This is a genomic window from Streptomyces sp. NPDC048484, assembly GCF_040651415.1.
Lineage (GTDB): Bacteria > Actinomycetota > Actinomycetes > Streptomycetales > Streptomycetaceae > Streptomyces.
In genome coordinates, this window is the sequence record NZ_JBEZJY010000037.1 from 34,965 (window position 1) to 47,723 (window position 12,759).

The 12,759-nt window shown below is 71.4% G+C and carries 10 protein-coding genes and 2 pseudogenes; 2 read left to right on the top strand and 10 right to left on the bottom strand.

Features of this window, described 5'->3' with window-relative positions; genetic code table 11:
• Positions 1-19: 19 nt before the first annotated feature.
• Positions 20-403 carry a VOC family protein gene (locus tag AB0D14_RS31725; protein ID WP_362786023.1) on the bottom strand — a complete coding sequence of 128 codons (384 nt, stop codon included), beginning with the start codon at positions 401-403 and terminating at the stop codon, positions 20-22.
• Between the two features lie 157 nt (positions 404-560).
• On the opposite strand from AB0D14_RS31725, the gene AB0D14_RS31730 reads away from it, so the two are divergent.
• Complete coding sequence (locus AB0D14_RS31730) at positions 561-782, top strand: hypothetical protein (protein ID WP_362786025.1); 222 nt, start codon at positions 561-563, stop codon at positions 780-782.
• Positions 783-949: 167 nt separating this feature from the next.
• On the opposite strand, the gene AB0D14_RS31735 is transcribed toward AB0D14_RS31730, so the two are convergent.
• Positions 950-1,861 carry a universal stress protein gene (locus AB0D14_RS31735; protein ID WP_362786027.1) on the bottom strand — a complete coding sequence of 304 codons (912 nt, stop codon included), beginning with the start codon at positions 1,859-1,861 and terminating at the stop codon, positions 950-952.
• A gap of 229 nt (positions 1,862-2,090) precedes the next feature.
• Here AB0D14_RS31735 and AB0D14_RS31740 point away from each other — a divergent pair.
• Positions 2,091-2,297: pseudogene (locus AB0D14_RS31740) on the top strand (DNA-binding response regulator); the annotation flags it as partial.
• A gap of 76 nt (positions 2,298-2,373) precedes the next feature.
• On the opposite strand, the gene AB0D14_RS31745 reads toward AB0D14_RS31740, so the two are convergent.
• The 8 genes and pseudogenes from AB0D14_RS31745 to AB0D14_RS31780 all read right to left on the bottom strand — a co-directional run bounded on the left by AB0D14_RS31745 (position 2,374) and on the right by AB0D14_RS31780 (position 12,685).
• On the bottom strand, positions 2,374-4,119 hold the full coding sequence (locus AB0D14_RS31745; protein ID WP_362786028.1) for a GAF domain-containing sensor histidine kinase: 1,746 nt from the start codon (positions 4,117-4,119) through the stop codon (positions 2,374-2,376).
• 88 nt (positions 4,120-4,207) lie between these two features.
• Positions 4,208-4,486 carry a hypothetical protein gene (locus tag AB0D14_RS31750; protein ID WP_362786029.1) on the bottom strand — a complete coding sequence of 93 codons (279 nt, stop codon included), beginning with the start codon at positions 4,484-4,486 and terminating at the stop codon, positions 4,208-4,210.
• A complete protein-coding gene (locus tag AB0D14_RS31755; RefSeq protein WP_362786031.1) occupies positions 4,483-5,055 on the bottom strand; it encodes a CBS domain-containing protein in 573 nt (190 codons plus the stop codon). Before AB0D14_RS31755 ends, AB0D14_RS31750 begins: the two co-directional genes overlap by 4 nt.
• Positions 5,056-5,067: 12 nt before the next feature.
• Positions 5,068-7,761 carry a GNAT family N-acetyltransferase gene (locus AB0D14_RS31760; protein ID WP_362786033.1) on the bottom strand — a complete coding sequence of 898 codons (2,694 nt, stop codon included), beginning with the start codon at positions 7,759-7,761 and terminating at the stop codon, positions 5,068-5,070.
• A 396-nt stretch (positions 7,762-8,157) separates the two neighbouring features.
• The gene (locus tag AB0D14_RS31765; protein ID WP_362786035.1) at positions 8,158-10,542 is read right to left on the bottom strand and encodes a phosphoketolase family protein; all 2,385 of its coding nucleotides are present in this window, start codon (positions 10,540-10,542) and stop codon (positions 8,158-8,160) included.
• 152 nt (positions 10,543-10,694) lie between these two features.
• The gene (locus tag AB0D14_RS31770; RefSeq protein WP_362786037.1) at positions 10,695-11,558 is read right to left on the bottom strand and encodes a universal stress protein; all 864 of its coding nucleotides are present in this window, start codon (positions 11,556-11,558) and stop codon (positions 10,695-10,697) included.
• Positions 11,559-11,563: 5 nt separating this feature from the next.
• A pseudogene (locus AB0D14_RS31775) lies at positions 11,564-11,671 on the bottom strand (zinc-dependent alcohol dehydrogenase); the annotation flags it as partial.
• Positions 11,672-11,731: 60 nt separating this feature from the next.
• Positions 11,732-12,685: a universal stress protein gene (locus tag AB0D14_RS31780; protein WP_362786039.1), complete on the bottom strand. Its 954-nt coding sequence runs from the start codon at positions 12,683-12,685 to the stop codon at positions 11,732-11,734.
• Positions 12,686-12,759 lie beyond the last annotated feature (74 nt).

The window sequence follows — 12,759 nt, forward strand, 5'->3', positions numbered from 1 at the left end:
GAGACGACGGTCTCCGCTGTCACAGGGCCTTGAGCCGGGTGCGCAGGAGGCAGAACTCGTTGCCCTCGGGGTCGACCAGGACGTACCAGCTTTCGGTGCCGGTCTGGCCGATGTCTGCCGGCCTTGCGCCCAGAGCGAGCAGTCGTTCCAGCTCAGCATCCTGGTCGCGGTCGGTGGCGTTGACATCGATGTGCAGCCGGAGCTTTGCCGTCCGGGGGTCGCTGGTCGGGCTGAAGACGAGGGTGGGCTGCGGGCCGCCGAAACCGGTGTCGGGCGGGCCGATCTCGATGCTTCCGTCGGCTTCCCTGTCGAGCTCGACGTAGTCGAGGACGTCGCTCCAGAATGCGGCCAGCCGGTCGGGATCCGCAGCGTCGATGACCAGTTCACTGATTCGGCATGCCATGGCCGTCACTATACGTTTGTGACGTGCCGTGACGTGACGGGCTTGGCTGGGGTCGGGCCGTGGGCCTGCCGCTGACAAGCGGACACCACGGCTGTCACCCCTGGTCGTACATCCGCGGGCCGATGACCCGGAGCACGGGCGCACTTGTGCTCGCGCCATGTCAGCTCATCCCGGCCAACTGCCGTTCCTCAAGCGCCTGCCGCCCGGCCGCTGGACGGCGGGCGTCTGGGGCGGTGCCATGGTTTTCGCGTGGATCGACGAGTTCTTCGTTCTACCGGGCGACACCCTCCACGACGGCCAGGTCCTCCCCGGCTTCGGCCTGACGTGTGTGAGCGGGCCGATCCTGCTGGGCGCCGTGTCGCCGTCGCCCTCGTGCTGACCGCTGGCCGGCTCCTGCCGCGCCGCCCGCTGGTGGCCTACCCTCTCCTGCTGCTCGGCACGGTCTTCGGGGCGTCGCTGCGCGGCAGGGCCGGAGCGGATCACCGGCCGGCGGATCAGCGTCTGCCGAGCCGTTGCGGGGTGGAAGCGTGGGCCGGTCGGTCCGGGTCAGTCGTGCGGGACGACGGCGACCGGGGACGCGGCGTGGTGCATCACCGCGTGGGCGACCGGGCCGAGGTACGTGCCGATCGCTGAACCGCGGCTGCGGCGGCCGATGACCAGCAGACCGGCGCCGGAGGCGGCCTCCACCAGATGGTGGGCGGCCCCGCCGGTCACGGACGTCTCCGTCACCTCGACTCCGGGGAACTTCTCCCTCCACGGGCGCAGCGCTTCGGCCAGTTCGATCGCCTTCTGCGCGGCCAGTTCGCCGCCCAGGTCCGACATGGCTGCGCCCGAGGTGTAGCCGAAGCCGGTGTCCATCCCGTAGTAGGCCGGCGTCGACCAGCCGTGCACGACACGCAGCGCCGACGTGCGGCTGGCGGCGGCGTCGAAGGCGAACTCGATCAGCGCGTCGGAGGGTCGCCGCAGGTCCAGGCCGAGCACGACCTCGCCGAACGGGGGCTCCGCAGGGCGAAGGCCGGAGGCGGCCGGATCCTCGGCCCGCACCAGGACCACCGGGTGGGCGGCGCGGGCCACCACCGAGAGCGCCACCGAGCCGACCAGGAAGCCGCCGATGCCGCTCAGCCCCCGTGACCCGATGACCAGCAGCTCGGAATCGTCGGCGGCCGCCAGTAGTACCGGGACCGGCTGCCCGTCGACCTGGTCGGCGCTGACCCGCAAGCTGGGGTAGCGGCGCCGCAGATCCTCCTCGGCCTCGCGCGGCACGCGCTCCGCCCAGTGGCGCTGCAGCTCCTGCCCGGCCGGAGGTGCGTAGGCGGTGGGGTACTTGTAGGGCTGCTGTTCCCATGCGTGTACGAGGCGGCAGGGCAGGTCGCGGAGCAGGGACTCACGGGCCGCCCAGTCCGCCGCGGCCAGGCTTTCGCGCGAGCCGTCCAGGCCTGCGGTGATGATGCGGGACATGCTGCCAACTTCCATGTGGAATAGGTGTATTGCGCCGGCCGCGCGGCCGGCGAAGGAGGCCGAGCTGTCCGGCCCGGTGCGATCGAACGGTGCGAAATCTGGCCGCGTGCCGTTGTCGTCCTGGGCCCAATGTCCTGCCCGGGCCAGTCCGACCGCAGGGGCCCACAGGTACCTTCACAGGGGCCGAACGTCCCTCTCCCTCCCCGTTCGGGAAGCCGCACGGGCGCTGATGCGCAGCCGGATGCCGGAGCTGGCCTGCCTGATGCTGACGTCCTTCGATGACGAGGAAGCCCTGCTCGACGCGATCATGGCCGGGGCGGCGGGCTATGTGCTCAAGCAGATCAGGGGCTCCGATCTGGTCGCGGCGGTCCGCACGGTCGCTTCCGGCCAGTCGATGCTGGACCCCACGAGCCAGCCATCTCGCACAGCCCGACTCCACCGGCCACTCGACGCGCTGAGTCCACCCTGTTCCGCCTCGCCGCCCGGGCCTGCCGCGGGGCCCGCCCCCGCGGTCAGCCTTGGGTGGCGGCGCCGTCCGCACTCACGGGAACCCGCCACACCAGCCGCGTGCCGCCGCCCTCCGGGCGTTCGCCGAGCGTCAGTGTTCCGCCGAGGGCGGCGGCCCGCTCCTTGATGTTCTTCAGCCCGCTGTGCCCGACGTGACCCGGCACCCCGCAGCCGTCGTCCGTCACTGTGAGCGTCAGTTCGCCGCCGGCGCACTGAAGCCGGACGTCCACCGCACGTGCTCCGGAGTGCCGGGCCGCGTTGCTGAGCGCCTCGCCGAGCACCGCGACCGCGTGGTCGGCGATGTCGCCGGGGACATCGGTCTCGACGAGCCCCTCGATGCGCAGCGCGGGCAGGAACCCGAGTGACGTGTCCGAGGCCCTCACCGCGTCGGACACGCGGCCGCGCAAGCCGTCGTTCTCCCGCCCGCCCCCGCCGTGGGTGCGCAGTCCGAAGATCGTGGAACGAATGATCTTGATGGTGTCGTCGAGGTCGTCCACGGTCCGTGTCAGCCGCTCCATGCCCTCGGGGTGGTCCATGAAGCGCTGGGTGCTCTGCAGGGTCATGCCGGCCGCGAAGAGCCGCTGGATGGCGAGGTCATGGAGGTCGCGGGCGATGCGGTCCCGGTCCTGGAGCAGGGTGATCTGATCCGCGTCCCGCCGCCGTTCGGCCAGCTCCAGGGCCAGCGCCGCCTGGTCGGCGAACCCGAGCAACGGCCCGGTGTCGGCGTCTCCGAACGGAGTACCGGCCTGCACGCGCCCGAGCAGCAGCACGCCCCGCGCCTTTCCGCCTGCGCCGAGCGGCACCGCGACCACGGGTCCGAGCCCGGCCCACTGGACTTCGCCCTCGCCCGTGCGCGCATCGTGCTCGATGTCGGCGCTGACCACCGGCTTCGCCGAACCGAGTGCCGCTCCGACGAAACCGTCCCGCGCGGACAACACCAGCCCCCTGCGCTTCTCCCTGCCCAGGCCGACCGCCAGGGCCGGCCGCAGTGTCTCCTCGCCCGGTACATGCTCCGCGATCAGCCCCATGTCTGCGGAGACGATCTTCCGGGCCTCGTCGACGATCAGTTCCAGCACGTCCGCGCTCGGCGCACCGGTCAGGAGCATGCTGGTGACCTTGCCGCTGGCCCCCTGCCAGCGTTCGCGCAGCCTGGTCTCCTCGTACAGCCGGGCGTTCTCGATGGCCACCCCGGCGGCCACCGCCAGCGTCGACAGGACGGACTCGTCCTCCGCGTCGAACTCCCTGGCGCTGCGCTTCTCGGTGAGGTAGAGGTTTCCGAACACCTCGTCGCGCACCCGGATCGGTACACCGAGGAAGGAGTGCATCGGCGGATGGTTGGCCGGGAAGCCGTACGACGCCGGATGCTCCGACAGTTCCGGCAGCCGCAGTGGCACCGGGTGCCGGATCAGCTCGCCGAGGAGCCCGTGCCCGCTGGGCAGCGCCCCGATCTCCGCCCGCTCTTCATCGCCGATACCGACGGTCAGGAACTCGGACAGCTTCTGGTCACCGCCGATCACGCCCAGTGCCCCGTACTCGGCGTCCACCAGCACCACCGCGGCCTCGACGATGCTGCGCAGCACCTGCGGCAGGTCGAGCTCCCGCCCGACCGACAGCACGGCCTCCAGCAGGTTGTGCAGGCGGTCCCGGGTACCCCGCACCGCCTCGATGCGCACCTGCAGCTCGCCCAGCAGTTCGTCGAGCCGCAACTTGGGCGCATGCTCCTCGGAACCGTCGCGTCCATCCCCGCTCATGACTTCCTCCGACCGACACAGCAGACAAGGCGACTCGAACCAGTTCCCCTGCCTTCACCGTACTGTCCGGGGGGCCTCGCCAGCGCAATCAATCGGGCCGAAGGCAGATTGGTATCTCGGCCGCACGAACCGTTCCTTCGAGACAGCCCCCGAACGTGACGTGTTCCCTGGCATCGAGCCGGGCCATGGCCCGCTGCACGGACCGGGCAGGAACTGCCTCGGCCGACACTTCCTCCGTGCGCAGGACTTCGGCGACGGTCTCGGCGATCCGCGCGGTCGAACCGTTCGTCGTTCCGTAGGCAACCAGCACTTTTCTCAGCATGACGGTGTGCCTCCTCTCAAGGCTTTCGCGGTCATCCCCCGTCATTCCCCGGTGGCGCCGTGCAGGGCAGGCTCGGTCGGCCTCAGATGCGAGTCGTTCAGCCGGTACGTGAGCTTGCGGACCAGCGCCTCGTCGATCACCTCGCGGCGGATCTCGTGGTCGGGCTGCAGGAAGACCTGGATCAGGTCGCGGCGGGTAACGATGCCGACGAGCCGGTCCCCTTCGTCCACCACCGGCAGCCGCTCCACATGGTCCCGTGCCATGATCCGGGCGGCCTCGGCGATGGTGTCGTCGGCGTGCACCGTGACGGGCGGCACGGACATCAGCTGCCCGGCGGTACGGGCGTGTGCCTTCGCGGCCTGCTTGCGAGTGCGGCGGCTCCGCCCGGTCAGCCGGAAGCGGCGTTTCGGCCCGCCCGGGCCGGGTGTCTGCGCCTGCCGGACCACGAGGTCGGTCTCGGAGACGACTCCGAGGACCTTCCCGTCCTCGTCGACCACGGGCAGTCCGCTGATGCGGTGCTCGGCGAGGATTCGTGCCACTTCCTTGAACGGGGTGCCGTCCGGTGTCCGAACGACCTCCGTCGCCATTACGGATCCGACCTTGTCGTGCCTCATGTCTGTTTCTCCTCAGCGCAGTCGGCGCAGATAGGGGTCCTGAACTCTGCGCGGCAGCAGGCGGACTCGTGCGTCGAGCACGGTGACCGCGTCAGGCGTCGCGAGGACGGGGTTGAAGTCGGCTTCGGCGAGCTGCGGCAGATCGCTCGCCATCCGGGACAGGCGCAGGAGCAGCTGTTCGAGGCCTTCCAGGTCGACAGGCCCGCTGCCGTGTGCCCCGAACAGGAGCGGTGCGCAGCGCGGGGCGGTGATCAGGTCGTGCACGTCGAGGTCGGTCAGCGGGGCGAGGCGGGCGGCGTGGTCGGCCAGGACCTCGGTCGCGGTGCCGCCGAGTCCGAACAGCACGAGCGGGCCGAAGACTTCGTCCTGCACGACTCCCGCGAGCAGTTCGGTGCCACGCGCGGCCAGCGGCTGGACGACCACCCCGGTCATCAGGCCGGCGAACCGGGTCTCGAAGTCCCGGAAGGCGGCTCGCACTTGGGCGTCCCCTTCGAGATCGAGGTGCACGGCGTGCTGTTCGGCCTTGTGCAGCTGGCCGGGCCAGTGTGCCTTCATGACCACCCGGCCGTCAGGGCCGCGCAGCCGCTCGGCTGCGATGACGGCGTCGTCCTCCGTCTGTGCCCAGGACCACGGGAGCTGGGGAATGCCGTAGCAGGTGAGGAGTTCGGCGCAGGTGTGCGGGTCGAGCCAGCCGCCGTCCGGGTGGGCCGCGAGGTAGGTATCGGCGACCGCGCGGGCCCGGGCCATGTCGACGTGGCGGAGCTCCGGGACGCTGCCGGCGGGACGGTTCAGCCAGGCAGCTCGGCGGGAGGCGTGTGCCAACGCCCGTGCCGCCGCGCCCGGTTCGGCGTACGACGGTATGGTGCCGCCGTCCCGCGTCGTCAGCAGCCTGACCGGCAGGTCCTGCTCCAGGCGTACGACGGCGACCGGACGGGCACGGTGTGCGGGGCCGCTGGTGAGGGCCCGCACGAGGTTGTCGCCGGTCGCGGCGGCGACGGCCGTGGGAACGAGGGCGAGCAGGACGGCGTCGATACCCGGTTGCCGAATGATCCGGTCCACGCAGTCCCGGAGTTGCTCCTCCGTGACGGCGGCGGTGGCGTCGACAGGGTTTTTGACGGTGGAACCGTCGGGCAGTACGGCGTGCAGACTCTCGATCACCGAGGGCGTGAGCGGCGGGAGTGACAGCCCGGCTTCCGCGCAGGCGTCCGCGGTCAGGACGCCTGCCCCGCCCGCGTTGGTGACGACGGCCACGCGGCTGCCTGTCGGGAGCGGCTGGGAGTGCAACAGGGCGGCGGTTTCGAGCAGTTCGCCCACGGACCGGGTGGCGGTGACGCCCGCCTGGGTGAACAGGGCCTGCCGGGTCATGGTCGGGGTGGCGGCGGCCGCGGTGTGCGAGGCCGCGGCGCGGCGGCCGGCGTCGGTGCGGCCGGCGTCGACCGTGAGCACCGGCATACGGCGGGTCACGCGCCGGGCGGTACGGGAGAAGGCCCGCGGGTTGCCGAAGGACTCCAGGTGCAGCAGGGCGAGTTCGGTGCGGCCGTCGCTCTCCCACCACTGGAGCATGTCGTTGCCGCTGACGTCGTACTTGTCGCCGAGCGACGCGAAGGACGACACGCCGATGCCCAGACGGGACAGCCCGTCGAGCAGGGCGATGCCGACGCCGCCGGACTGGACGGCTACGCCCGCCGTGCCGGGGCGCGGATGATCCGCTGCGAAGGTGGCGTCGAGGGAGAGTGCCGGGTCGGTGTTGGTGATGCCGAAGCAGTTGGGGCCGACGAGCCGCATGCCGTACGTGCGGCACTCCGCCAGCAGAGCTTGTGCCTGGTCGCTGTCGAGCCCGGCCGACACGACGAGCAGCGCGCGTACGCCGGCCTTGCCGCACTCCTGCGCGGTGGCGGCGAGGGCAGCGGCCGGTATGGCGAGGACCGCGAGATCCGGGACCTTGGGCAGCGCGCTCACCGACGGGTAGGACGGCACGCCGAGGATCGAGGTGGCATTGGGGTTGACCGCGAAGAGCCGCCGGGTGAAGCCGCCCTCGTGCAGATGGTGCAGGAGGGCCCGCCCCACCGATCCGGGCCTGCGCCCGGCGCCGACCACAGCGATCGCGTTCGGCCGCAGCAGCAGTTCCAGACTGGCCACGTCGGCGGCCCGGCCGCGGGCCTCGACGGCCGACAGGTAGGTGTCGTCCTCTGCCAGAGCGATGGAGCAGCGCACCTCGGGGCCGGCGAAACGGCGTGCGGTGCGCAGGCCCAGGTCGGCGAAGAGTCGAAGCACTTCGTGGTTCTCCGAGAGCGCGTCCGCTGTGAACGTGGTGATGCCGTCCGCACGGGCTGCGGAGACCAGGTGCTCGACGAGGAGCGTTCCGACGCCGTGGTGGTGCAGCCCGTCGGCGACGGTGACGGACATCTCGGCCGAGGCCGCGTCGTCGCCGACCTCGTACTCGGCCAGACCGATCACCTGGTCCTTCGACTCCGCCATCAGCGCCCGGTAGCCGGGACGCGGCGGGGCACAGGCCCGGTCGGCGGCCATGACGGCGGAACCCCGGCTCGCCGCGAAGAACCGCAGCCGCAGATTTTCCGCGGACATCTGCTCGTAGAGCCTCTGCAGATGTTCGTGATCGGCCGCTGTGACCGGACGGACGCATACGGTGGTGCCGTCCGAGAGCAGGGCATGGACCGTGGGTCGGTCGAACGTGTCATCCGTCATCGCGGGTCTCCTTCAAAGCCTTGTGGCCCTCCGAGCATCCAGCGGACAGGGCAGTGATCCCATGGGCTGCCCGGGGGTGCGTTGGGGGCCGGTCGGCCCTGGGACCCGGTCTCACACGCGCAGCGGGCCCAGGCCCGCACCCGGCGGACATCGAGGGTGCGGGCCTGGGCCCTGGGGCGCGGAGACGCCGTCCTACGGGTCGGCGTCCCCAGTCGTCGGCTGCCAGCGCCGTGAGGTCCGGGAGCCGGTTGGTGCAGCCCCACTCGTTGTCGTACCAGCCGAAGACCTTGGCCGGATTGCCGTTCGCCTGTGTCCGCGGCACTGAGCATCATCCCGACCGGCACGGGCGCCGCCCGCGAGGTCCGCGCGTTGGACTCCTTTGCCGGTCAGGGGCTTTCATCCGGTCCAGGTCCAGTCCTCGACCTCGGGCAGGTCGGTGCCGTGCTCGCGGATCCAGGCGTGGTGGCGGGTGCGGGCGTCAGCCATCTGCTGGCGTACGGCCGCCGCGTGCACCGCCAGGCCGGGGACCCGGTCGATGACGTCCATGACGAGCCGGTACCGGTCCATGTCGTTGCGGACGACCATGTCGAACGGAGTGGTCGTGGTGCCCATCTCCTTGTAGCCCCGGACGTGCAGATGGGCGTGGCCGGTGCGGCGGTAGGCAAGGCGGTGGATCAGCCAGGGGTAGCCGTGGTAGGCGAAGATCACCGGCTTGTCCGCGGTGAACAGGCCGTCGTACTCGAAGTCGCCCATTCCGTGCGGGTGTTCCTTGCGCGGCAGCAGCCGGGTCATGTCCACGACGTTGACCACCCGGACGGCGAGTTCCGGCAGGTGCTCCCTGAGCAGCTGCGCGGCGGCCAGGACCTCCAGGGTGGGCACGTCGCCGGCGCAGGCCAGCACCACGTCCGGATCCCGGTCGCCGTTCGAGGTGCCCGCCCAGTCCCAGATCCCGGCACCGCGGGCGCAGTGGGCGCGGGCCTGGTCCATGGACAGCCAGTCGAAGCAGGGCTGCTTCCCGGCGACGATCACGTTCACGTAGTCGCGGCTGCGCAGGACGTGGTCCGCCACGGACAGCAGCGTGTTGGCGTCCGGCGGCAGATAGACCCGGACGACCTCCGGGCTCTTGTTGAGGACGTGGTCGACGAAGCCCGGGTCCTGGTGCGAGAAGCCGTTGTGGTCCTGGCGCCAGACGTGCGAGGTCAGCAGGTAGTTGAGGGAGGCGATCGGCGCCCGCCACGGCAACTCCCTCGACGTCTTCAGCCACTTGATGTGCTGGTTGACCATCGAGTCGACGATGTGGACGAACGCCTCGTAGCAGGAGAACAGTCCGTGCCGACCGGTGAGGAGGTAGCCCTCCAGCCAGCCCTGGCAGAGGTGTTCGGAGAGGACCTCCATGACCCGGCCGTGCCGGTCCAGATGCTCGTCCACCTGGAGGATCTGGGCCTGCCAGGCCTTGCCGCTGGCGTTGAGGACGGCTCCCAGCCGGTTGGAGGCGGTCTCGTCCGGGCCCACAAGGCGGAAGTCGCGCCGTTTTGACGTGGCCCTCATGACCTGTTCGAGAAGGTCGCCTAGGACCCGGGTGGGCTCGTGCGAGGTGGTGCCCGGCTTGTCGACGGGGACGGCGAAGCGGTCGAGGGACGGCATCGGCAGGTCGCGTACGAGCAGGCCGCCGTTGGCATGCGGGGTGGCACCCAGGCGTCGGGCCCCTTCGGGGATACAGGCGAGGACGTCGGCCGCGGGCCTCCCGTCGGCGTCGAAGAGTTCCTCGGGGCGGTAGGAGCGCAGCCAGGTCTCCAGCTGCCGCAGGTGGTCCGGGTTGTCGCGGACACCGGACAGCGGGACCTGGTGGGCGCGCCACGTGCCCTCGACCGGGACGCCGTCGACCTCACCGGGCCCCGTCCAGCCCTTCGGGGTGCGCAGCACGATCATGGGCCAGTGCACGCGCTCGGTCACGTCGTCCTCGCGGGCCGTGCTCTGCATCAGGGCGATGCGGTCCAGTGCCTGGTCGAAGGCGTCGGCCATGGCGCGGTGGACCTGGTGCGGGTCGTCGCTGGTGACGTGGATCGGTTCGTGGCCGTATCCGCGCAGCAGTTCGTCGAGTTCGGACTCCGGAAGGCGGGACAGCACGGTCGGGTTGGCGATCTTGTAGCCGTTGAGGTGCAGGATCGGCAGGACCGCGCCGTCGTGGACCGGGTCGAGGAACTTGTTGGAGTGCCAGGAGGCGGCCAGCGGGCCGGTCTCCGCCTCGCCGTCGCCGATGACGCAGGCGACCAGCAGGTCCGGGTTGTCGAAGGCGGCGCCGTAGGCGTGTGCGAGCGAGTAGCCCAGCTCGCCTCCCTCGTGGATCGAGCCGGGCGTCTCCGGGGCGACATGGCTGGGTACTCCGCCGGGGAAGGAGAACTGCCGGAAGAGCCGGTCCATGCCGGCCGCGTCCCGTGAGACGTCCGGGTAGGTCTCGCTGTAGCTGCCCTCCAGCCAGGAGTTGGCGAGTACGGCGGGCCCTCCGTGTCCGGGACCCCAGACACAGAGCGCGTCCAGGCCACGCGCCTTGATCACCCGGTTGAGGTGGGTGTGCACGAGGTTGAGGCCCGGGGAGGTGCCCCAGTGGCCGAGCAGCCGCGGCTTGATGTGGGCGGGGGTGAGCGGCTCGGTGAGGAGCGGGTTGGCCAGCAGGTAGATCTGGCCGACGGCCAGGTAGTTCGCGGCCCGCCAGTGGGCGTCCAGAGTGCGCAGTTCTTCGTCGCTCAGTACGGTGTAGTTCCGGTGTTCGGCCTTGGGCATGGTGACTCCGTAAGTCATCGGGGCGAGCCGGGCTCCGGGAAAGGGTGCGAACCGAGGGCGCCCGCTCGTGGTGGTGGAAGAGCCTCACGCTCAAGCGCGTCTCGGAACCGGACCCCGCCGGTCGCGCGACACACGGTGGCGCTCCGGGCCGGTCATGCCCGCTGGGGTACGACGGCCACGGGGCAGGCGGAGTGGTGCAGGACCGCGTGGGCGACCCTGCCTATCTGGAGCCCGAGGTGACCGTGGCGCCGCTGGGCGCCGACGACGAGCAGGTCGGCGTCTTCCGAGGCATCGAGCAGCACCTTGCGGGCGGGGCCTTCGACGGTACGCCGGCGCAGTTCCACACCTTCCGGGGCATCCCGCAGCGCCGTGTCCAGGATCCGCACGGCCCGCTCCTCGTGCAGCCGGGCGGGTTCGCCGGCCATCAGAGGGTGGTCGGTGGTCTGGTACCCGGGGCACCGCCAGGCGCGTACGGCCTCCAGGGGCACCCGGCGTTGCGCCGCCTCCTCGAAGGCGAAGCGCACGGCCGCCGAGTTCTCCGGCTCCTCGCCGACCCCCAGCACGACGCGCCCGCGCATCGCGGACCTCGCCCGGTTGTCGTGGCTGCCACGCAGCACGATCACCGGACAGTCGGCGCGGGCGGCGACCGCGAGGCTGACCGAGCCGAGCAGCAGCTCGGCGATGCCGCCGCGGCCGCGCGATCCCAGGACCAGGGCGAAGGCGGTACGGCCCTCGCGCAGCAGCACGGGCACGGGCTCTTCGGGCACTACCTCGGTGGAGATCTTCACGTCCACGTCACGGCGGTGTGCACGCTCCGCGGCGGCCTCGACGATGGTGTCGGCCAGCATCTGTTCCGCGGACCTGCCCACACCCGTGGCACTCTCGTACTGCTCCCACAGCGAGGCGTGCACCAGCCGCAGCGGCAGCCCGCGCAGGGCGGCCTCGTCGGCCGCCCAGTCCACGGCGCGCAGACTCGACTCGGAACCGTCGACGCCCACAACCAGGGGGAGTTCCATCGCCATCACCTTCCCGCAACCATGTCGAGGACGATCCGCGCTCTGATCTCGCCGCGCAGTACGTCTTCGACGGACTCATTGACGCTCGCGGGCGGCCGTGTCTCGTGGACGACCGGCTCGCCGAAGGCTCGTACAACTGCTGCCTTCATGGTTTCCCTCCTCCTCCGGGCAGGTCAGCCGTGTGCGACAACGGCGACTGGGGCAGTGGCGTGATGCAGTACGGCCTGGGTGACGGGGCCGGTGTGGGAGCCGAGCGGACCGCGGCGGATTCGGCGGCCGACGACGACCAGGGAGGCCTCGCGGGAGGCGTCGACCAGGTGAATGGCAGCCGATCCGTACCGGGGCTCCTCGACGACCCCGACGGCGGGGAACTTCTGCCGCCACGGGCGCAGGGCCTCGGTGAGGGCGGTGGACTCCTGGCGTGCCAGCTCGGTGTGGAGTTCGACGTCGGCGGAGAGACCGTACGCGTAGTAGGGCGGCGGATTCCAGCCGTGGACGACCCACAGCTGGGTGGCACGGCGGATGGCGGCGTCGAAAGCGAACTCGATGACCGAGTCGTCCGGGGTGTCGATGTCCAGACCGAGGACCACGGGCCGGTACGGGGCCGCGGCGGACGGAATGCCCGCCGGATCCATCACGTGCTCGTCGGCGGCCTGTTCCCCGGCACGGACCAGAACGACGGGCTGTGCGGCGTGCGCCACTACGGCCTGGCCCACCGAGCCCACCGAGCCCACCAGGAACCCGCCGAGCCCGCTGAGGCCACGGGATCCCAGGACGAGCAGCTCGGCGTCCTTCGCCAGGCCGGTGAGCACATCACCCGGCCGTCCGGAGAGCTGCTCGGCGGTGACCTCGACGCCGGAGCGCCGCAGCCGGAGGCCCTCGGCGGACTCGTGCGGGATCCTCCCCCAGCCTTCGGCCGGGGGCGCCTGCGTCCTGCCTAGCCCGCTCCGGGGCTGTCGCGTCCCGGGACCGGGGAGCGGTGCCCGCGCCGTGGGCTCCGGTACGGGCTCGCGGACGTACACCAGTTGCAGCGGCAGTCCGCGCAGCTCGGCCTCGCGGGCCGCCCATTCCGCGGCCGCCCGGCTCTCGGACGAACCGTCGAGACCCACAGTGACGGTGCGGGGCATGGTCTCCACCTCCTGCTGTCGGGGTAACTGGTTCCAGCGTTGTGCCGGACGGGCTCCCCGTGCAGGGGCCACTG